Origin of the sequence: Acinetobacter sp. NBRC 110496, assembly GCF_000876115.1 — a bacterium.
Classification (GTDB): Bacteria; Pseudomonadota; Gammaproteobacteria; order Pseudomonadales; family Moraxellaceae; genus Acinetobacter.
This window is the reverse complement of record NZ_BBTF01000013.1, coordinates 23,994-43,708: the sequence shown is the minus strand read 5'-3', so window position 1 is coordinate 43,708 and position 19,715 is coordinate 23,994. Positions and strand designations below refer to the sequence as shown.

Annotated in this window: 31 protein-coding genes; 25 read left to right on the top strand and 6 right to left on the bottom strand. The window is 44.0% G+C overall.

Annotated elements, in window-relative coordinates; all coding sequences use genetic code 11:
- Positions 1 to 44: 44 nt before the first annotated feature.
- Positions 45 to 1,286 carry a dicarboxylate/amino acid:cation symporter gene (locus Aba26S_RS08730; protein ID WP_043971405.1) on the top strand — a complete coding sequence of 414 codons (1,242 nt, stop codon included), beginning with the start codon at positions 45 to 47 and terminating at the stop codon, positions 1,284 to 1,286.
- Positions 1,287 to 1,341: 55 nt separating this feature from the next.
- Here Aba26S_RS08730 and Aba26S_RS08725 read toward each other — a convergent pair whose 3' ends face one another.
- The 6 genes from Aba26S_RS08725 to Aba26S_RS08700 form a co-directional block, all read right to left on the bottom strand.
- On the bottom strand, positions 1,342 to 2,286 hold the full coding sequence (locus Aba26S_RS08725; RefSeq protein WP_005238552.1) for a metal-dependent hydrolase: 945 nt from the start codon (positions 2,284 to 2,286) through the stop codon (positions 1,342 to 1,344).
- Between the two features lie 132 nt (positions 2,287 to 2,418).
- Complete coding sequence (gene yihA / locus Aba26S_RS08720; protein ID WP_005238553.1) at positions 2,419 to 3,195, bottom strand: ribosome biogenesis GTP-binding protein YihA/YsxC; 777 nt, start codon at positions 3,193 to 3,195, stop codon at positions 2,419 to 2,421.
- Positions 3,196 to 3,279: 84 nt separating this feature from the next.
- A complete protein-coding gene (locus tag Aba26S_RS08715) occupies positions 3,280 to 3,732 on the bottom strand; it encodes an Rrf2 family transcriptional regulator (protein ID WP_005238554.1) in 453 nt (150 codons plus the stop codon).
- Positions 3,733 to 3,811: 79 nt separating this feature from the next.
- On the bottom strand, positions 3,812 to 5,023 hold the full coding sequence (gene hmpA / locus Aba26S_RS08710) for an NO-inducible flavohemoprotein (RefSeq protein ID WP_043971402.1): 1,212 nt from the start codon (positions 5,021 to 5,023) through the stop codon (positions 3,812 to 3,814).
- Between the two features lie 142 nt (positions 5,024 to 5,165).
- On the bottom strand, positions 5,166 to 6,713 hold the full coding sequence (locus Aba26S_RS08705) for a helicase HerA-like domain-containing protein (RefSeq protein ID WP_043971400.1): 1,548 nt from the start codon (positions 6,711 to 6,713) through the stop codon (positions 5,166 to 5,168).
- Between the two features lie 19 nt (positions 6,714 to 6,732).
- A complete protein-coding gene (locus tag Aba26S_RS08700; RefSeq protein ID WP_043971397.1) occupies positions 6,733 to 7,926 on the bottom strand; it encodes a PLP-dependent transferase in 1,194 nt (397 codons plus the stop codon).
- Positions 7,927 to 8,093: 167 nt separating this feature from the next.
- Here Aba26S_RS08700 and Aba26S_RS08695 point away from each other — a divergent pair, with 167 nt between their 5' ends.
- The 24 genes from Aba26S_RS08695 to rpmJ all read left to right on the top strand — a co-directional run bounded on the left by Aba26S_RS08695 (position 8,094) and on the right by rpmJ (position 19,680).
- Positions 8,094 to 8,822 (top strand): type 1 glutamine amidotransferase, encoded by a 729-nt coding sequence (locus tag Aba26S_RS08695; RefSeq protein ID WP_005238558.1) that lies wholly within the window; start codon positions 8,094 to 8,096, stop codon positions 8,820 to 8,822.
- A gap of 226 nt (positions 8,823 to 9,048) precedes the next feature.
- Entirely contained in the window at positions 9,049 to 9,360 is a 312-nt protein-coding gene (gene rpsJ, locus Aba26S_RS08690; protein WP_000070912.1) for a 30S ribosomal protein S10, read from the top strand.
- A 58-nt stretch (positions 9,361 to 9,418) separates the two neighbouring features.
- Positions 9,419 to 10,057, top strand: a complete 639-nt coding sequence (rplC, locus tag Aba26S_RS08685; protein ID WP_004657674.1) for a 50S ribosomal protein L3 — start codon at positions 9,419 to 9,421, stop codon at positions 10,055 to 10,057.
- 11 nt (positions 10,058 to 10,068) lie between these two features.
- Positions 10,069 to 10,671 carry a 50S ribosomal protein L4 gene (rplD, locus tag Aba26S_RS08680; RefSeq protein WP_004804113.1) on the top strand — a complete coding sequence of 201 codons (603 nt, stop codon included), beginning with the start codon at positions 10,069 to 10,071 and terminating at the stop codon, positions 10,669 to 10,671.
- Complete coding sequence (rplW, locus tag Aba26S_RS08675; protein WP_004641070.1) at positions 10,668 to 10,988, top strand: 50S ribosomal protein L23; 321 nt, start codon at positions 10,668 to 10,670, stop codon at positions 10,986 to 10,988. Before rplD ends, rplW begins: the two co-directional genes overlap by 4 nt.
- An 11-nt stretch (positions 10,989 to 10,999) precedes the next feature.
- Positions 11,000 to 11,824, top strand: a complete 825-nt coding sequence (gene rplB / locus Aba26S_RS08670) for a 50S ribosomal protein L2 (protein ID WP_004657675.1) — start codon at positions 11,000 to 11,002, stop codon at positions 11,822 to 11,824.
- Positions 11,825 to 11,837: 13 nt separating this feature from the next.
- Positions 11,838 to 12,113 (top strand): 30S ribosomal protein S19, encoded by a 276-nt coding sequence (gene rpsS / locus Aba26S_RS08665; protein WP_004775885.1) that lies wholly within the window; start codon positions 11,838 to 11,840, stop codon positions 12,111 to 12,113.
- A gap of 11 nt (positions 12,114 to 12,124) precedes the next feature.
- Entirely contained in the window at positions 12,125 to 12,454 is a 330-nt protein-coding gene (gene rplV / locus Aba26S_RS08660; RefSeq protein ID WP_005238559.1) for a 50S ribosomal protein L22, read from the top strand.
- Position 12,455: 1 nt separating this feature from the next.
- Positions 12,456 to 13,208, top strand: a complete 753-nt coding sequence (rpsC, locus tag Aba26S_RS08655) for a 30S ribosomal protein S3 (protein WP_004657677.1) — start codon at positions 12,456 to 12,458, stop codon at positions 13,206 to 13,208.
- Between the two features lie 3 nt (positions 13,209 to 13,211).
- A complete protein-coding gene (gene rplP, locus Aba26S_RS08650; RefSeq protein ID WP_004657678.1) occupies positions 13,212 to 13,625 on the top strand; it encodes a 50S ribosomal protein L16 in 414 nt (137 codons plus the stop codon).
- Positions 13,625 to 13,822 carry a 50S ribosomal protein L29 gene (gene rpmC, locus Aba26S_RS08645; RefSeq protein ID WP_000849927.1) on the top strand — a complete coding sequence of 66 codons (198 nt, stop codon included), beginning with the start codon at positions 13,625 to 13,627 and terminating at the stop codon, positions 13,820 to 13,822. Before rplP ends, rpmC begins: the two co-directional genes overlap by 1 nt.
- Positions 13,819 to 14,076 (top strand): 30S ribosomal protein S17, encoded by a 258-nt coding sequence (gene rpsQ / locus Aba26S_RS08640; protein ID WP_004657679.1) that lies wholly within the window; start codon positions 13,819 to 13,821, stop codon positions 14,074 to 14,076. The genes rpmC and rpsQ overlap by 4 nt, the downstream gene beginning before the upstream one ends.
- Positions 14,077 to 14,168: 92 nt before the next feature.
- The gene (gene rplN, locus Aba26S_RS08635) at positions 14,169 to 14,537 is read left to right on the top strand and encodes a 50S ribosomal protein L14 (protein ID WP_004657680.1); all 369 of its coding nucleotides are present in this window, start codon (positions 14,169 to 14,171) and stop codon (positions 14,535 to 14,537) included.
- Positions 14,538 to 14,546: 9 nt separating this feature from the next.
- Positions 14,547 to 14,864, top strand: a complete 318-nt coding sequence (gene rplX / locus Aba26S_RS08630) for a 50S ribosomal protein L24 (protein ID WP_004641054.1) — start codon at positions 14,547 to 14,549, stop codon at positions 14,862 to 14,864.
- Between the two features lie 15 nt (positions 14,865 to 14,879).
- Complete coding sequence (gene rplE, locus Aba26S_RS08625) at positions 14,880 to 15,416, top strand: 50S ribosomal protein L5 (protein WP_004657683.1); 537 nt, start codon at positions 14,880 to 14,882, stop codon at positions 15,414 to 15,416.
- A gap of 9 nt (positions 15,417 to 15,425) precedes the next feature.
- A complete protein-coding gene (gene rpsN, locus Aba26S_RS08620; protein ID WP_004641050.1) occupies positions 15,426 to 15,731 on the top strand; it encodes a 30S ribosomal protein S14 in 306 nt (101 codons plus the stop codon).
- 11 nt (positions 15,732 to 15,742) lie between these two features.
- Positions 15,743 to 16,138, top strand: coding sequence for a 30S ribosomal protein S8 (rpsH, locus tag Aba26S_RS08615; protein ID WP_004775883.1), 396 nt, complete (start codon positions 15,743 to 15,745; stop codon positions 16,136 to 16,138).
- A 13-nt stretch (positions 16,139 to 16,151) separates the two neighbouring features.
- On the top strand, positions 16,152 to 16,685 hold the full coding sequence (rplF, locus tag Aba26S_RS08610) for a 50S ribosomal protein L6 (RefSeq protein WP_005238560.1): 534 nt from the start codon (positions 16,152 to 16,154) through the stop codon (positions 16,683 to 16,685).
- 14 nt (positions 16,686 to 16,699) lie between these two features.
- Positions 16,700 to 17,050, top strand: a complete 351-nt coding sequence (rplR, locus tag Aba26S_RS08605; protein WP_005147119.1) for a 50S ribosomal protein L18 — start codon at positions 16,700 to 16,702, stop codon at positions 17,048 to 17,050.
- A 2-nt stretch (positions 17,051 to 17,052) separates the two neighbouring features.
- The gene (rpsE, locus tag Aba26S_RS08600; RefSeq protein ID WP_004657688.1) at positions 17,053 to 17,550 is read left to right on the top strand and encodes a 30S ribosomal protein S5; all 498 of its coding nucleotides are present in this window, start codon (positions 17,053 to 17,055) and stop codon (positions 17,548 to 17,550) included.
- 6 nt (positions 17,551 to 17,556) lie between these two features.
- Positions 17,557 to 17,733, top strand: a complete 177-nt coding sequence (rpmD, locus tag Aba26S_RS08595; RefSeq protein WP_000849088.1) for a 50S ribosomal protein L30 — start codon at positions 17,557 to 17,559, stop codon at positions 17,731 to 17,733.
- Between the two features lie 3 nt (positions 17,734 to 17,736).
- Positions 17,737 to 18,177: a 50S ribosomal protein L15 gene (gene rplO / locus Aba26S_RS08590; RefSeq protein WP_005238561.1), complete on the top strand. Its 441-nt coding sequence runs from the start codon at positions 17,737 to 17,739 to the stop codon at positions 18,175 to 18,177.
- A 45-nt stretch (positions 18,178 to 18,222) separates the two neighbouring features.
- Positions 18,223 to 19,542, top strand: coding sequence for a preprotein translocase subunit SecY (gene secY, locus Aba26S_RS08585; RefSeq protein ID WP_171067087.1), 1,320 nt, complete (start codon positions 18,223 to 18,225; stop codon positions 19,540 to 19,542).
- Between the two features lie 21 nt (positions 19,543 to 19,563).
- A complete protein-coding gene (gene rpmJ, locus Aba26S_RS08580) occupies positions 19,564 to 19,680 on the top strand; it encodes a 50S ribosomal protein L36 (RefSeq protein WP_000867907.1) in 117 nt (38 codons plus the stop codon).
- The last annotated feature ends 35 nt before the right edge of the window (positions 19,681 to 19,715 follow it).

Sequence of the window (19,715 nt, the reverse complement as noted above, 5' to 3'; positions counted from 1 at the left end):
GGCATGCCATAGTACGGCTAAGTTACAACGCTTTATCGCATAAAATGAATTTAAATACGCAAATTTTAATTGCAGCTATACTTGGCGTGGCCTTTGGTTTTCTATTGTTGGCCTATCCCCAGACTGCATTTGTTGATCACAGTCTCTATGGCTTGGGTATTTTAAGTAGCATTTTCATTGGCTTGTTGAAAATGCTGCTGGTTCCCCTGATTTTTAGCTCGATTGTGGTTGGCGTTTCCAACTTACAGGCGGGTGGGCAATTCGGCCGAGTCTGGAAGATTACCGCATTAAGTTGTTTTACCACCACGACCTTGGCTTTAATTCTGGGAATTAGTTGTGCGCATCTGTTTGAGGTGGGCAAGGGTGTGGATATTCAATTATTCCAAGCCGCGATGGACAGTCATCAAACCCCTGACACGCTAACACCGTCGAGTTTCTTCACCACCTTTATCCAGAATACCTTAATTAATCCGTTTAAGGCCTTTAGTGATGGCAATGTGCTGGCGGTGGTAGTATTTGCCTTGTTTGTGGGTGTAGCTTTGGTCAAAGGCGGCGAGCGTTTTGTTCTGATACGTAACATCAGCCAACAATTCTTTGACATCATGATGATGCTGGTCGGCTGGGTGATGAAACTTGCGCCGATTGGTATTTTTGCTTTACTGGCAAAGTTGATTGCCACTGAAGATTTGTCGGTGTTGAGCCGCTTGGTTGAATTTGCTGCGGTGGTGACAGGTACAACCATTTTTCATGGCGTCGTGGTGTTGCCAGCCTTGTTGTGGATTTTTGGGCGCATGAATCCCCTTACTTTTTTTAGAGGGGCGAGAGCCGCCTTGGTCACGGCTTTTGCCACCAGTTCCAGTTCTGCCACCATGCCGTTGAGTATGAAGTGCGCGCAGGAAAATTTGGGCGTGCGTCCACAAACCGCAGGCTTTGTCATTCCATTGGGCACGCAGTTAAATATGGATGGAACTGCGCTTTATGAGGCAGCAGCAGCATTATTTATTGCCAATTTAATGGGGTTGGATCTAAGCCTGACCCAACAGCTGATTGTTTGTTTAACCGCCATGATTGCATCCTTAGGCGCACCGGGGATTCCAAGTGCGGGGATGGTGACCATGATCATGGTGCTACAGTCAGTGGGTCTACCTGCCGAAGCGATCGCAATTTTACTGCCGATTGACCGTGTGCTTGATACCGTGCGTACAGTGGTCAATGTACAAGGCGATATGATGATTAGTGTTGTGGTTGATCGTTATGCCAAGAAAGCTGAAGCAGAATCCAGTTGATTGGATGAAATAAAAAAAGCAGGAAATCATTCCTGCTTTTTTTTATATGTAAGATTTAAGCGGCTTGCTGTAAAGCGCGTTTTGCAGCAGGTGAATTATTGAGATAATTCACGGCATCCTGCGTATTGCCTTCTTTGACAGGGTCATACCATGGCATGAGGTAGTCTAACTGTTGTGCCACCAACCATGCTGGGCCAGGTAAAATCTTGGCGTCTTGTAACGCAATCTTTGACCACTCAATCCAGATCCAAGGTTTAAACACGCTTGGCTTTTTCGCTGCAAAGCGTGGATCTTGGCTCATGATATGTGCTGCACCATCGACCCAGAGGCCAAGTACACCAATAATCACAGCAACACTCAGGTAATAACGGGCGATATAACCACCACCTAAATGACGGTAAAGGTCAAATGCAACGGTACGGTGTTCGATCTCTTCAGAACCATGCCACTTGATTAGATCAAGCATTTCAGGGTCAGCCCCTAGTTCTTGCCAGCGTTTGTTGTACAGCGCATATTTACCCAGTACACAGGTCATATGCTCAACGGTTGCAATCACACCTAGGCGGAATAAATCCCATTGATGCTCTAATGCTTTTGGAATCTCTTTATCAAAGGGCTTGTCAGCTAATACTTTGGTAAACAGAAAGTCCATGATGTCGAGATTACGCTGAATATCGATATTACGTTTACTGAGATATTCTTTATTGGCTGAAGTATGTGCAACCGCATGCATCGCTTCCTGACGAATAAAGGCTTGGACATCTTGCTTTAATTTTTCATCAGTAATTTCAGGCAGGACTTTGTTATATAAACGACAAAACCAAAATTCACCAGCAGGTAAGATATTGTTAATTTCATTAATAAAATAGCTGGCAAAAGGTTGGTGAGGAATCCAATCCACTGGTGTATTTTCCCAGTCAAATTTTACTTTGCGTGGGAGGATTTTATAGTCAATCGAAGAACCAAGAACTTTGTTCTTCACAAATGATAGTAATTTCATTGTTATTTAGTCCTAATCGATAGTGCAATAAACCAACACTAAGCAGTATATGAAAACTACCTAGTGTTTGTGTTTAGCAATTCGGGACAATTAAAAATTATTTTGTGCATCAAGTTGCATAAAATGCATTTTTTACTCTTCTAGATCAGTTTCTGAAGCTTCAGCAATCTGATCAAGGTTAAATTCGGCCGGTTGATCAAGAGTGAAGTTCAAGCGACCAGCCATCACACTTGCCAACTCTTCTAGCCCGATACGATTGAGCGAAGAGAACAGTTGAATAGAGAAATCAAGTTTCATCTTTTTCAACTGCTGTTTCACTTCTAACAAGACTTTATTGGCTGGGCCACGGTTCAGCTTATCCGCTTTGGTGAGCAGGATATGCACAAATAAATGACGTGAATGTGCCCATTCCAGCATCATCAAGTCAAAGTGCTGTAATGGATGACGGATATCCATTAATAACACCAAGCCCTGTAAGCTCTTACGATGAATTAAATAATTTTCCAGCTCTTTCTGCCAAACAATTTTCATGGCCTCAGGAACTGCGGCATAGCCATAACCCGGTAAGTCGACCAAGCGCTGATCAGGATTGCCTAAACTAAAAAAGTTGATCATTTGGGTACGACCAGGTTTTTTAGAGGCACGTGCCAATTGCTTTTGATTGGTTAAAGTATTGATCGCACTTGATTTACCTGCATTGGAACGACCAGCGAAGGCGATTTCATAACCTGTATCTTCTACGCATAAAGCCAGTTTCGGCGCACTCATCAAAAATTCAGCTTGGCGTAACCACGTTAAAGACTGAACTGCATATTCAGTTAACGCAGGATCAGCCTTTTTTTCATAACTGATTTTTTGTTTAGGTGCGAGTTTGGCTTTGGTGTCTTTCGATTTTTCACTGCGACGCATAGAAGCTTACTTTTGAATAGAAATAGCAACGACCATTATAAAGGATGTGGGGCATTCGTGCGAACCCTCATCTGCATAGATGGTTTAAGCTTTTTGAATCAGTTCTAAAAAGTCGATATTTGAGCGAGTTGAAGAGGGTAGAATACCGTGTTGTACCACTTCGCCGAGCGTATATTGATCCAGACTCTGATAAAAACATTCGAGTGCCTGATCTAAAATACCTTTCAGTCCACAGTTGGCTCGAAGGACACAGGGAGGGGTATTGCACTCAACAATTTGATGGTTACCTTGTAAGGTTCGGACAATTTCACCGAGTTTCAAATTCTTGGCTTCTGGATTTAACCTTAAACCACCGCCTTTACCACGGATGGTGACAATCCAGTGTTGTTTCCCCATGAAGTGCACCACTTTCACCAAGTGATTTTGCGACACATGCAAATCTTCAGCAATATCTGCAATCGTGTACGGTACATCACTCGGGCGAGCGACATACATCAGAATTCTGAGTGCATAATCAGTAAATTTATTGAGTTGCATGGGATTTCACTCAATTGATTGCTTAAAATAGAAAGGGCCAGTCTAACATAGACGGGCCCTCTGCAAAACGTCGCGCGAATTAGCTGAGCTTCACACCACCGGTACCAAAGGCTTCACTGTGAATATTGGCCGCAGGAATACCTCGTGCAACCAGTGCCTGATGTTGTGCTGCCATAAATGGCATTGGGCCACATAAATAATAGTCGGCATTGCTTGGTAATAAGGCTGCATCCATCGTGCTTAAATCAAGCCGGCCAGCAGCATCATAATCTTGACCCAATACATCTTCTGCATGTGGGAATTCATAGGCCGTGAAGGTAATTAAACGAGGGTATTTGGCTTTAACCTCTTCAATGTGTTTCTTCATGGCATGCACTTGGCTGCTACGACAGGCGTGAATGAAGTTAACGGGTTGTGGTAGATCCAGAGTCACCAACTGATTCAGCATGGCAATCATTGGAGTAAGGCCCACACCACCACTGATAAAGACATTGCGTTTAGTACTGTCAATCAGATAGAAATGACCTGTGGGTGCAGACACTTCAATCTCTGAACCTTCAGCCAAACTGTGTAAAGTGCTAGATACCCAGCCCCCTGCAAGCTCACCTTTTTCATCTTCACGTTTCACCGAGATACGTAAATAATCCGCTTGTGGGCTGGTTGATAGCGTGTACTGACGCGGTTGTCTTAAGTTTAATTCAGGGACAAACACGCGAACTGAAATATATTGGCCTGCTTCGTAGTGCGGTAATGCGCCGCCATCGACAGGTGCTAAATAGAAAGAGGTGATTTCATTGCTTTCTACGACTTTTTTGGCAATCTTGAAATTACGCCAGCCTAACCAACTGCCTTTCGCTTGTTGGTGTTGATCATAAATCGCTTTTTCAGTGCTGATAAATAAATCTGCCAATTGGCCATAAGCGGCAGCCCAAGCTGCGATCAATGGATCTTCCATCGAGATGCTGAGTACCTCACTGATTGAATGCAGCAGGTTTTCACCGACAATACCGTAATCAGGAGCTTGAATATTCAAGCTCACATGTTTATGTGCAATCATTTCAACCACAGGCAATAGTACCGAAGGGTCTTCGATATTTTCAGCATAAGCCAACACAGCGCCAGCCAATGCCTGTGCTTGAGCACCGCTACGCTGATGACCCATATTAAAGGTTTCTTTTAATTCGGGATGATTGCTTAACATACGGTTATAAAAGTATCCAGTCAATGCAACACCATTTTCACGCAGAACAGGAACAGTGGCTTTTACTAGGTCAATTTGCTGCGGAGTCATGTTTGATCTCTCTTGGCGATTGCTTATAAGGTGTATTTAAAATACATCTTATAAGGTGTATTTGCAATGCATATTTAAATAAAAGCCATAAAAAAATTAAGGGATATTAAAATATCCCTTAATTTTTAGAAAGATAAGGTTTTTATTTACCAAATAGTGAGCCCAGTAAACCACGTACAATTTTCTGTCCTGTAGTGCCACCTAGGCTGCGTGCAGCGCTTTTAGCAAAAGTTCCGACGATATCTTGAGTGAGCTTTTCCCGATCACGTTGGGATTTTTCAGCAGCTTTTTGTTGCTCGCGCGCAAAACGTTCTTGTTCTTTGGCTTGTTGTTTGGCCAATGCATCTTGCTCTTTGCTTTGCTGTTTGGCTAACTCATCGGCTTCTTTCTGCTGGGATTGTTGCAATACTTTCTTTTGCAGCATTTCATAGGCGCTGTCCCGATCCACCGCTTGGTCATAGACGCCTGCGACAATACTTTGCCCAATAATCACTTGGCGTTCTTCGGGAGTAATTGGGGTAAAGGAAGAGTAAGGGGGCATCACCCAACCGCGCTCCACGATTTGTGGTGTTCCTTGTTCATCAAGGCAGCTAATCAAGGCTTCACCGACTGCGAGTTCGGTAATCGCTTGATCGACTTTAAACTCAGGATTGGCGCGGAAAGTATCGGCTGCAGTTTTGACTGCTTTTTGATCTTTGGGGGTGAAGGCGCGTAAGGCATGTTGTACGCGATTCCCCAATTGTCCTAAAACGCTTTCTGGCAAATCCAGTGGATTCTGGGTGATAAAATAAATTCCCACACCTTTAGAACGGATCAGGCGGACCACTTGTTCAATCTTTTGCTGTAAGGCTGGGCTGGCATTATCAAACAATAAATGGGCTTCATCAAAGAAGAACACTAACTTCGGTTTGTCCATATCGCCGACTTCAGGGAGTTGCTCAAACAGTTCCGACATCATCCACAATAGGAAGGTGGCATACAGCTTCGGGGTGTTCATCAACTTATCAGCAGCGAGAATGTTGATATAGCCATGGCCATTGCTATCGGTTTGAATGAAATCGAGGATATTCAGGCTTGGCTCGCCAAAGAACTGTTCACCACCTTGATCGCCTAAAGCCAGTAAATTACGTTGGATTGCACCCAAACTGGCAGGAGAGAGGTTGCCATATTCGGCTTTAAGCTCAGAGGCGTTTTCACTGACGTAGCTTAGCATGGATTTAAGGTCTTTGAAGTCAATCAGCAGTAGACCTTGATCATCGGCAATTCGAAATACAGCTGAAAGCACACCTTCTTGGGTGTCATTCAGATTCAGCATTTGTGCCAAAAGAAGAGGGCCGATTTCTGAAATGGTGGTGCGAATCGGATGACCTTGCTGACCAAATAAATCCCAAAAAATGACAGGCGCAGCGGCAAAAGGAATGGATTCTATCTGCAGGCTTTTTAAGCGCTCATCAAACTTTGGATTGCTGCTACCGGCTTTGGCAAGACTGGAGACATCGCCTTTGGCGTCAGCAAGAAAAACAGGGACGCCGAGGCGAGAAAAACTTTCGGCCATGACTTTGAGCGTGACGGTTTTGCCCGTTCCTGTGGCACCTGCAATCAGGCCGTGTCGGTTTGCAAATTTAGAATGCAAAACAATATCTTGTGTCGTATCTGTGGTTTTTTTAGCAATAACGATTGGTGTACTCATTCTTCACCTGTTTCTAATTTCATTCGAGCTGTTTTAGTGCGTTTTGGATATCTTGAATTAAATCTTCGGGATGTTCTAGTCCTATACAGAAGCGAACCAGTAAACCTTGTTGTAAATGTGTATTCTCTAATGTGCGTATCTGTTTGAGGTCATACAGCATGACTAGACTGACGGGGCCACCCCAGCTAAACCCAAGTTTAAAGAGTCTTAAGTTGTCACAGAATTTTCGGGTCGCGGCCAGATCATATTCAGCTTTGAAAATGACACTGACCAAACCTGCACTTTTGCCTGTGGTACAAATCTCGCTCCAGAATGAATGACCTGCTGCATCTGGTGAACTTGGATGTAAAACCTGACTGAACTGAGGTTGTTGCTTGAGCCAATCAAGCAGGAGCTGCGCATTCTGAGCTTGTTGCTCATAACGTAAAGACATATGTGCCAGACTGCGCTGAATTTGCGCCGCATCATCCCCTGAAATTGCAATGCCTTGAATCGCATGCATGCGAAACAGTCTGTGATGGAGTGCTTGGTCACGGGTCACGACTGAGCCCATCAGGATATCCCCCCCGCCACTTGGGTATTTGGTCAATGCATGCACGGTGATGTCTACGGACAGATGCTCATCTGAAAAATCAAAGGCATTAAATGCCAGCCCAGCGCCCCAGGTATTGTCCAGTGCGGTGAGCACCTTGGCTTGTTGGGCTTTTTTTACCAAGTTTTTTAAATCGGGAAATTCGAGTGTGACCGATCCTGCTGCTTCGAGCCAGATCAGTTTGGCTTTTTCGGTCGGTTGAAAACTGTCAGCGTCAACAGGGTTGTATATTTTAACCGTGATGCCATAACGGTCTTGCAAGTTGTTTAAATGTTCCAGATTGGGGCCATAGATGTTGTCTGCCACCCAGACCTCATCACCCGAATTTAAAATTGCACTATTCACGAGATTAATCGCGGATAAACCACTCGGTGCAAGCAGGCAATAACGCCCGCCTTCAATTTGGGCAATATTGTCCCCTAAAGTAAAGGTGGTTGGTGTGCCATGGGTACCATAACTATAGTCATAAGCATCAGTCCAATGACGATCAAAAAGGTGCGCTGTGCTTTTAAAAATAATCGTCGATGCACGAAATAGGGGAGGTTGAATGGTTTCAATGTATTGAGGAGCTTGTCTAGGTGCATGAATCAACTGGGTTTGTACTTTATTGTGTGTTGTCATAGGGCAGAATCAAGTCAAGATAATGAGTTAGGTTAAGAGAAAATTGGACAGGCGACTAGTACTTTGCTGCTTTTGTGCTGAATCGTTACAGATTAAAGCAATCGTTAAAAACTGGCTTTATTTTTGCTAAGACTAATCATCATTCTAACGATAATAGGTTTTAGCGCATGAAGTCGCATTTAAGAGTACATTATTTTCAGCACATTGCTGGCGAAGGTTTTGGCAGTTGTTATGACTATTTGAAAGCACATCAAGCAAAAATTACCGCAACTGAATTTTTTGCCTTACCCGTTGATTTGCCATTGGAACTGGAAGCCCTGCCACGTGTAGATGAGGTTGATCTACTGATTATTATGGGGGGAACCATGAGTGTGAATGATGAGGTAAATTATCCTTGGTTGAGATTGGAAAAGAGATGGCTGCGCCGATATTTGGCAGCAGGCAAACCTGCGATTGGCCTGTGTTTGGGTGCGCAGTTGATCGCAAATGCGTTGGGAGCGGCAGTGGGTCGTAACCCTCATCAGGAATTGGGCTGGATGGATGTTGGACGTGCTTCACACGTACCAGACGACTATTTTCAGATTCCGGAACGGTTGAATATTTTACAATGGCATAGTGAGACCTTTGAAATCCCGAAAGGTGGAATTCGTCTGGCGGAGAATAAAGTATGCCGCAATCAAATGTATCAAATTGGACGGAATGTATTGGGATTTCAGTTTCATCCGGAAATGACGCCCCATGCATTGGCCTTGTTAATTGAAAATGAAGAAGAGATGGCTGTTTTTAATGGCGCATATGTGCAGCCGATGTCTGAATTAAAAAGAACTTTGAAAAATAAATTTGAGCAAGGCAATCGTTTGTTGAATCAGGCAATTGATTATGTCGTGAGTGCTTGAACGGAGAAAATGCTTAAAAAATGAAAAGAGGAATTGCATAAGACTTAAACAATCGTTATAATGGGCGACCCTCAAATGGAGGGCGTTCACTACGAAGAAAGTAGTCAACGCATTACAGTCGTGGCATCGATCACGACCATAGTGATTTTCACTGCCCTTGACACTTACCAAAAGGTGAGGTGCGTCATGGGTGATTCTTTATATATTTGGCTTGGAGTTTACTGGTATGTCTAACCAGAGAATTCGTATCCGTTTGAAGTCTTTTGATCATCGTCTGATTGATCAATCTGCTCAAGAGATCGTAGAAACCGCTAAGCGTACTGGCGCACAAGTGTGTGGTCCAATCCCGATGCCTACTCGCATCGAACGCTTCAACGTTCTTACTTCACCACACGTCAACAAAGACGCTCGTGACCAGTATGAAATCCGCACTTATAAACGTTTGATCGACATCGTTCAACCAACAGATAAAACTGTTGATGCATTGATGAAGTTAGATCTTGCTGCTGGTGTAGATGTTCAGATCGCTTTGGGTTAAGGCTTTCGGTTGATTAACTTTTAAGTTAATTAGGCCGCTTTATTAGAGGTTTATGCACATGGCTATTGGTTTAGTCGGTCGCAAATGTGGTATGACTCGCGTCTTTACAGATGCTGGTGTATCTGTACCTGTTACAGTTATCGAAGTCGATCCAAACCGCATTACGCAAATCAAAACACTTGAAACTGATGGTTATCAAGCAATTCAAGTAACTACTGGTGAACGTCGCGAATCGCGCGTAACTAACGCTCAGAAAGGTCACTTCGCGAAAGCGGGTGTTGCTGCTGGTCGTTTAGTTAAAGAGTTCCGTGTTACTGAAGCTGAGCTTGAAGGCCGTGAAGTGGGTGCTTCTATCGGTGTTGATTTGTTCACAGTTGGTCAAATTGTTGACGTAACTGGTCAATCAAAAGGTAAAGGTTTCCAAGGTGGTGTTAAGCGTTGGAATTTCCGTACGCAAGATGCTACTCATGGTAACTCTGTATCTCACCGTGTATTAGGTTCTACAGGTCAAAACCAGACACCTGGTCGCGTGTTCAAAGGCAAGAAAATGGCTGGTCACTTAGGTGACGAACGCGTAACAGTTCAAGGTCTTGAAATCGTATCTATTGACGCTGAACGTTCTGTTTTAGTTGTTAAGGGTGCTATTCCTGGTTCAACTGGCGGTGACGTTATCGTACGTCCTACCATCAAGGCCTGAGGGGAAATACTGTGAATTTAAAAACTGTTTCCGGCTCTGCTGTTGAATTGTCTGAAGTTGCTTTCGGACGTGAATTTAACGAAGCTCTTGTACACCAAGTTGTTACAGCTTACTTAGCTGGTGGTCGTCAAGGTACTCGTGCTCACAAATCACGTGCAGATGTTTCTGGCGGTGGTAAAAAGCCATTCCGTCAAAAAGGTACTGGTCGCGCTCGTGCGGGTTCTATTCGTAGCCCGATCTGGGTAGGTGGTGGTAAAACTTTTGCTGCTCGCCCACAAGATTGGTCTCAAAAAGTAAACCGTAAGATGTATCGCGGTGCAATGCAATGTATCTTAGCTGAACTTGTTCGCCAAGATCGTCTTGTATTAGTTGAAGAGTTTGCTGTTGCAGCTCCAAAAACTAAAGACTTGCTTGCAAAACTTACAGACTTGAATGCAACTCGCGCATTGATCATTACAGATGCTGTAGATGAGAACTTGTATCTCGCAGCTCGCAACCTTCCACACGTTGATGTGGTTGATGCTACTGCTATTGATCCTGTTAGCTTGATCGCATTTGATAAAGTTGTAATGTCTGTAGCTGCTGCTAAGAAAATTGAGGTAGAACTCGGATGAACAACGAACGTATCTATCAAGTCCTATTAGGACCAGTATTCTCAGAAAAAGCACAAGTTTTAGGTGATACTGCTGGTGTTCAAGTGTTCAAAGTTGCATTAAATGCAAACAAACTTGAAATCAAAAAAGCAGTTGAGCAACTCTTTGGTGTTGAAGTTGTAAAAATCAATACAACGATCACTAAAGGTAAAACAAAACGCTTTGGTAAAACATTAGGACGTCGTTCTGATGTGAAAAAAGCATACGTCACCCTGAAAGCTGGCCAAGATGTAGAAATGGCTGACTTGGGCGATACCGCTGAAAACGCAGCGGAATAAGGACGAGAATTATGCCAATTCAAAAATGTAAGCCAACGTCTCCAGGACGTCGCTTTGTAGAGAAAGTGGTTCATGACCATCTTCACAAAGGCGCGCCTTATGCACCGTTGGTAGAAGCTAAAAAACGTACTGGTGGTCGTAATAACAATGGTCACATCACTACACGTCACGTGGGTGGTGGTCATAAGCAAAACTACCGTATTGTTGACTTTAAACGTAACAAAGATGGTATTCCAGCGACTGTAGAGCGCATCGAATACGATCCTAACCGTACAGCTCATATTGCTTTGTTGAAATATGCTGACGGTGAACGTCGTTACATCATTGCACCTAAAGGCTTACGTGCTGGTGATAAAGTTCAATCTGGTAACGATGCTCCAATTCGTCCAGGTAACTGCTTGCCACTTCGCAACATGCCAATCGGTTCTACCCTTCATAACCTTGAACTTAAAATCGGTAAAGGTGCTCAATTAGCACGTTCTGCTGGTACTTCAGTTCAATTGTTGGGTCGTGATGGTTCTTACGCTATCGTTCGTTTACGTTCTGGTGAAATGCGTAAAGTCCATGTTGAATGTCGCGCTGTTATTGGTGAAGTTTCTAACCAAGAAAGCAACCTTCGTTCATTGGGTAAAGCTGGTGCTGCGCGCTGGCGCGGTGTTCGTCCTACCGTTCGTGGTATGGCGATGAACCCAGTAGATCACCCGCATGGTGGTGGTGAAGGGCGTAGTAAAGGTATTCAACCTGTAAGCCCATGGGGTCAAAAAGCTAAAGGGTACAAGACACGTACCAATAAGCGTACGACTAAGATGATTATTCGCGACCGTCGCGTCAAGTAAGGGAATCTGAATAATGCCTCGTTCATTAAAAAAAGGTCCATTCGTCGACGCGCATTTGTTCGCTAAGGTTGAAGCTGCTGTAGCTGCTAACAATCGTAAGCCGATCAAAACTTGGTCACGTCGTTCAATGATCCTTCCAGACTTTGTTGGTTTAACAATTTCTGTTCACAATGGCCGTAACCACGTTCCAGTAATTGTTACTGAACACATGGTTGGTCATAAATTGGGTGAATTCGCGCCAACTCGTACCTATCGTGGTCACGGTGTTGATAAGAAGTCTAAACGTTAATAGGTGCTATGATGGAAGTTACTGCTAAATTACGCGGTGCCGCTATCTCGGCACAAAAAGCACGTTTAGTTGCTGATTTGATCCGTGGTAAGTCGGTTGCGCGAGCGCTAGACATTTTAAACTTCAGCAACAAGAAAGCAGCTGTGCTCGTTAAAAAAGCACTTGAATCTGCAATCGCGAATGCTGAACACAACAACAGCTTAGATGTTGATGACCTTAAAGTAAGTACGATTTACGTTGATGAAGGCATGAGCCTTAAACGTATCATGCCACGCGCTAAAGGCCGTGCAGATCGTATTACTAAGCGTACTTGTCACATCACCGTTAAGGTAGGGGTTTGATATGGGTCAGAAGGTTCATCCAATCGGTATCCGCCTAGGTGTTGTGAAACGCCATAACGCTAACTGGTATGCGAATCCGAAACAATACGCTGAATACTTGCTTAAAGATCTTCAAGTTCGTGAGTTTTTAATCAAAAAACTTAAAAACGCGATGATCAGCAACATTCTTATCGAACGTCCTACTGGCGCTGCTAAAGTAACAATTAGCACGGCTCGTCCTGGTATCGTTATCGGTAAAAAAGGCGAAGATATTGAGAAATTACAGCGCGAACTCACCAACATTATGGGTGTTCCAGCTCAAGTTAGCATCAATGAAATTGATCGCCCTGACTTGGACGCACGTTTAGTTGCTGAAGCGATTGCTTCTCAATTAGAAAAGCGTGTTATGTTCCGTCGTGCTATGAAGCGTGCGGTTCAAAATACGATGCGTGCTGGCGCTAAAGGTATCAAAGTTGAAGTTTCTGGCCGTTTAGGTGGTGCAGAGATTGCTCGTACTGAATGGTATCGTGAAGGTCGTGTACCTTTGCATACACTTCGTGCTGACATCGACTATGCTACTATGCGTGCAGAAACAACATACGGTACGATCGGTGTTAAAGTTTGGATTTTCCGTGGCGAGATCTTAGGTGGCATGAAACAAGTCATGAACCCTGCTCCTGCTGAAGAGCGTCCAGCTAAACGCGGTCGTGGTCGTGGTGAAGGTCAAGAGCGTCGTGGTCGTCGCGGTGACCGTGCTGCTGACAAGGGAGAATAATCCATGTTGCAACCTAAACGTACCAAATTCCGTAAAGTGCACAAAGGCCGTAACACTGGTCTAGCGCATCGTGGTAGTACAGTATCATTTGGTTCGATTGCAATTAAAGCAACTGAACGTGGTCGTATGACTGCGCGTCAGATTGAAGCTGCACGTCGTACCATTAGCCGTCGTATCAAACGTGGTGGTAAAATCTTCATCCGCGTATTCCCAGACAAACCAATTACCGAAAAGCCATTAGAAGTTCGTATGGGTAAAGGTAAGGGTAGCGTGGAATACTGGGTTTGTCAGATCCAGCCAGGTAAGATCCTGTACGAAATTGAAGGTGTTAGCGATGAGTTAGCGCGTGAAGCTTTTGCTTTAGCTGCTGCTAAACTCCCGTTTAAAACCACTATCGTGACTCGGACGGTGATGTAATGAAAACTAAAGATCTACGTGAAAAGTCGGTAGAAGAGTTGAAAGCTTTGCTTGATGAGCAACAGCTTAACCAATTCCGTCTTCGTATGGCGAAAGCAACTGGTCAACTAGGCAAATCGCATGAAGTGCAAATTGCTCGTAAGACAATTGCTCGTATCAAGACACTCCTTACCGAAAAACAGGGGAACGGACAATGAGTGAAAAAACAGTCCGCACGTTAACCGGCAAAGTCGTAAGCGACAAAATGGACAAGTCTATTGTTGTGCTTATTGAACGCCGCGTTCAACACCCGTTGTATGGCAAATCAATCCGCCGTTCAACTAAATTACACGCTCATGATGAGAACAATGTTGCTAAATTAGGCGACTTGGTAACCATCAAAGAAAGCCGCCCAATTTCTAAAACTAAAGCTTGGACTTTAGTGGAAGTAGTTGAAGCTGCTGCTGAGTAATTAGACGTTCTTGTTGCATCATCGGACAATTTCGAGTACTCTTTGAGCCTTTCGAAATTGCGACCGGTGATGCTCGGTTTTGGAGTAGGGCAATGATTCAAACCGAAAGTATGCTCGACGTAGCAGACAACAGTGGTGCACGCCGCGTACAATGTATTAAAGTACTTGGTGGTTCACACCGTCGTTATGCTTCAGTTGGCGATATTATTAAAGTTACTGTAAAAGAAGCAATCCCACGCGCACGTGTTAAAAAAGGTGACGTGATGAATGCTGTAGTTGTTCGTACAAAATTCGGCATCCGTCGTCCAGACGGTTCAGTTATTCGTTTCGACGATAACGCAGCTGTTATTTTGAACAACAACAAAGCTCCGATTGCTACTCGTATCTTCGGACCAGTGACTCGTGAACTTCGTACTGAACAGTTCATGAAAATCATTTCATTGGCTCCTGAAGTTCTATAAGAGGCAATCATGGCTAAGATTAAAAAAGGCGATCAAGTAATTGTGATCGCAGGTAAAGAAAAAGGCAAACAAGGTGTTGTTTTGTCTGTTTCTGAAGATCGAGTTAAGGTCGAAGGTCTTAACTTAGTGAAGAAGCATCAAAAGCCAAACCGTGTAACTGGCGCTGAAGGCGGCATCGTTACTCAAGAGGCTACGCTTCATATTTCAAACGTGGCAATTTTTAATGCTACAACCCAAAAGGCTGACCGTATTGGTTACCAAGTGATTGATGGCGCGAAAACTCGTGTTTATAAATCAAATGGTGAATCAGTGGCGGTAGCGAAGTAATAGGTTGAAAAGGCAATGGCCAGACTTAAAGCACGTTACAACGACGAACTTAAAGCGAAGTTACAAGAAGAACTTAGCGTTAAGAACGTGATGGATATTCCTCGCATCACGAAAATCACCCTTAACATGGGTGTAGGCGCAGCTGCAACTGATAAGAAATTATTAGATGGCGCTGTTGCTGATATGCAACTCATTGCTGGTCAAAAACCAGTTGTGACGCTTGCGCGTAAATCAATCGCTGGTTTCAAAATCCGTGACGGTTGGCCGATCGGTTGTAAAGTTACTTTACGCGGCGACCAAATGTACGAATTCTTGGATCGTTTGATCTCGATCGCAATCCCTCGTATCCGTGACTTCCGTGGTTTCTCTGCGAAATCATTTGATGGTCGTGGTAACTACTCTATGGGTTTAAAAGAGCAAATCGTTTTCCCTGAAATCGATTTTGACAAGATTGATCGTATCCGTGGTTTAGACATCACTATTACGACAACTGCTCGTAGCGATGACGAAGGCCGTGCGCTTATGCGTGCATTCGGCTTCCCGTTCAAATAAGAGGTCGATATGGCTAAGAAAGGTATGATTAATCGCGAATTGAAACGCGAAAAGACAGTTGCTAAATACGCTGCAAAACGTGCTGAATTAAAAGCAACGATTGCAAATGTAAATGCAAGTGACGAAGAACGTTTCGAAGCGACATTAAAGTTACAGGCACTGCCGCGTAACGCATCTCCAGTACGTCTTCGTAACCGTTGTGGTTTAACTGGTCGTCCTCATGGTTACTTCCGTAAGTTCGGTTTAAGCCGTAACAAATTACGTGACACAGTAATGCAGGGTGATGTACCAGGCGTTGTTAAGGCAAGCTGGTAAGGAGCGACTAAATGAGTATGCAAGATACCGTTGCCGACATGCTAACACGTGTTCGTAACGCACAAATGGCAAAGAAACAAACTGTTTCTATGCCTTCTTCTAAGTTGAAAGTTGCAATTGCAAACGTACTTCAACAAGAAGGTTATATTTCAGATGTAGCAGTTGCTCAAGAAGAGACAAAAGCTACGCTGACAATTACTTTAAAATATTTCGAAGGCAAACCAGTTATCGAAACCGTTAAGCGCGTAAGCCGTCCAGGTCTTCGCCAATACCGCGGTAAAGATAAAATTCCTAGCGTTAAGCAAGGTTTAGGTATTGCAATTGTTTCTACAAGCAAAGGCATCATGACTGATCGCGCTGCACGTGCTGCGGGCATCGGTGGTGAAGTTATTGCTTTTGTTTCTTAATAGGTGATTCCTCATGTCTCGTGTGGCTAAAGCCCCAGTAACTGTACCTAATGGTGTAACAGTTACTCAGAACGGCCGGCAGGTCGAAGTGAAAGGCAGCAAAGGTACATTGTCTTTCAACCTGCATGCGCTGGTCGAGCTAAAACAGGAAGAAGGTAAACTTCAACTTGCTCCGGCTAAAGAGTCGAAAGACGCTTGGATGCAAGCTGGTACTGCTCGCGCTGTATTGAACAACCTTGTAAAAGGTGTTAGCGAAGGCTTCGAACGTAAGTTACAGCTTGTTGGTGTTGGTTATAAAGCTGCGGTTAAAGGTACTGTTGTAAACCTTAACCTTGGTTACTCACACCCGATTGACTACGCTTTACCTGAAGGGGTAACAGCGGAAACTCCAACTGCGACTGAAATCATTTTGAAATCAGCAAACAAGCAGATGTTAGGTCAAGTGGCAGCGGAAATCCGTGCATATCGTGCTCCTGAACCATATAAAGGTAAAGGTGTTCGTTATTCGGATGAAGTTATTCTTCGTAAAGAAGCTAAGAAGAAATAAGGCGCGAGGTTCTTATGAACGAAAAGAAACAAACCCGTTTGCGTCGTGCGAAAAGCACACGCTTGCACATTCGTGCATTGGGTGCGACTCGTTTGTGTGTAAACCGCACGCCGCGTCACATCTATGCGCAAGTTATTTCAGCAGATGGTGGAAAAGTTTTAGCGCAAGCTTCAACTTTAGATGCATCTTTGCGTAGCGGTTCTACAGGTAATGTAGATGCAGCTACAAAAGTTGGTGCTTTGATCGCAGAACGTGCTAAAGCAGCTGGTGTTACCAAAGTTGCATTTGACCGTTCTGGTTTTAAATATCATGGTCGTATCAAAGCCTTGGCTGATGCTGCTCGTGAAGGCGGCTTGGAGTTCTAATCATGGCGAAAGTTGAACAAAACGAAGGTCTCGTTGAAAAGCTGGTTGCCGTTGATCGTGTAGCCAAGGTTGTTAAAGGTGGTCGTATCTTCTCTTTCACAGCATTAACTGTTGTGGGCGATGGTAATGGTCGTGTAGGTTTTGGTCGTGGTAAAGCACGTGAAGTTCCAGCTGCTATTTCTAAAGCACTTGAAGCTGCTCGTCGTAACATGATTACTGTAGACCTCGCGGGTACGACTTTACAACACCCTGTGAATGCTCGTCATGGCGCAAGCCGTGTATACATGCAACCTGCTTCAGAAGGTACTGGCGTAATTGCTGGTGGCGCTATGCGTGCTGTTCTTGAAGCTGCAGGTGTACATAACGTACTTGCTAAATGTTATGGTTCTACAAATGCTGCTAACGTAGTAAACGCAACTTTCAAAGGTTTGCGTGATATGACTTCTCCTGAGAAAGTCGCTGCGAAACGTGGTCTTTCAGTAGAACAAATTCAAGGGTAATCAATCATGAAAACGATTAAAGTTACCCAGACTAAATCTTCTTCGCATCGTTTAAAAAATCATAAACTTTGCCTTCAAGGTTTAGGTCTGCGTCGTATTGGTCATACTGTAGAAGTGCAAGATACGCCTTCTAACCGTGGTATGATCAACAAAGTTTACTATATGGTTAGTGTAGAGGAATAAGCCATGACTCTGCGTTTAAATGAACTTGCACCTGCAGAAGGTGCTAAGCGTGATAACCGTCGTTTAGGCCGTGGTATTGGTTCTGGCGTTGGTAAGACTGGTGGCCGTGGTGTCAAAGGTCAAAATTCACGTAAAAGTGGTGGTACTCGTCCAGGCTTTGAAGGCGGTCAAACAGCGTTATATCGTCGTTTACCAAAATTCGGCTTCACTAGCCAAATCGCTTTGAAAACTGCTGAAGTGCGTTTGTCTGAGCTGAATAAAGTTGAAGGTGATGTTGTTAGCCTTGAAACTTTAAAAGCTGCGAATGTTGTTCGTCGTGACCAAATTCGTGCTCGCATCGTTCTTTCTGGTGAAATCACTCGCGCATTCACTGTTCAAGGTGTTGTGTTGACTAAAGGCGCTAAAGCTGCTGTTGAAGCTGCTGGCGGTAAAGTCGAGGAGTAATCTCGAGTGTCTATGACTCCTAGTTCTTCAGGTCATGTCAACATGATGAAAGGCCAACCATTTCATGTGAAATACCGTGAAATTATTCGTCGATTAATGTTCTTGATTGGCGCGTTGTTGGTCTTTCGACTAGGAGCGCATATTCCGTTGCCGGGGATTGATAATGTAGCGCTAGCGCATTTCTTTAAAGCTAATGAAGGTACCTTCTTAGGTTTATTTAATATGTTCTCTGGCGGTGCATTAGAACGCATGTCGATTCTAGCGTTGGGAATCATGCCGTATATTTCTGCATCTATTATCGTGCAGTTAATGTCTACGGTAGTCCCTTCGCTGGAAGCTTTGAAAAAAGAAGGCGAGCAAGGCAAACGTAAAATCAATCAATACACACGTTATGGCACCTTATTTCTTGCACTGGTGCAAGGTGTAGGGATGTGTGCTGGCTTGATTAGTCAAGGTATTACCTTAACATCAGGTTTGGCATTCTATGTTCCAGCAGTAACTTCGTTAGTTGCGGGAACAATGTTCTTGATGTGGTTGGGCGAGCAAATTACCGAACGTGGTGTTGGTAATGGTATCTCGATGATCATTTTCGCAGGTATTGTGGCAGGTTTGCCGAATCTTGTGATTCAGTCGTTTACGTCTGTTCAAAATGGTCAGGGTAGTTTAATTGGATTAGTGGTATTCGGCTTACTCTCATTAGCCGTTTTAGCTGCGATCGTGTTTATTGAAAAAGCACAACGTCGTATTCCAGTGAATTACGCACAAAAGCAACAAGGTCGTCGTGTATTTACTGCACAGCAGACACATTTGCCATTAAAAATTAATATGGCAGGTGTAATTCCAGCGATTTTTGCAAGCTCATTGTTATTATTTCCAGCGAGCTTGGGGCAATGGTTAGGAAGTGCTGATCCAAATGCAGGGATTGTAAAACGTAGTCTACAAGATCTGGCATTGGTGTTATCGCCTGGACAGCCGTTGTATCTAATGCTCTTTGGCGCATTAATTATCTTCTTCTGTTATTTCTATACTGCGCTAGTATTTAGCCCGAAAGAAGTATCAGAGAATTTAAAGCGTAGCGGGGCATATGTGCCTGGTATCCGCCCAGGTGAGCAAACGGCTCGTTATTTAGATCATATTCTTAACCGTTTGACCTTCATTGGTGCAATCTACATTACCGTAGTGTGTTTAATGCCTATGGTGCTACAAAGCTCGTTCGGTATTCCATTCCATTTGGGTGGGACATCGTTACTGATTGTAGTGGTAGTGGTAATGGACTTTATGGCGCAACTCCAAGCGCACCTTACTTCGCATCAATATGATAATCAAACGTTAATGAGAAAAACGACTGCTCATCCTAAGGGATAAGCGCACTTAGAAGGTTTCATCATGAAAGTACAAGCTTCTGTAAAGAAAATTTGTGGTAGCTGTAAAGTTATCCGTCGTAATGGGGTTATTCGCGTAATTTGTAGCGCAGAACCTCGTCATAAGCAGCGTCAAGGTTAATTTAATTAAGACCTGTTGATTTCAGTAGGCTAATT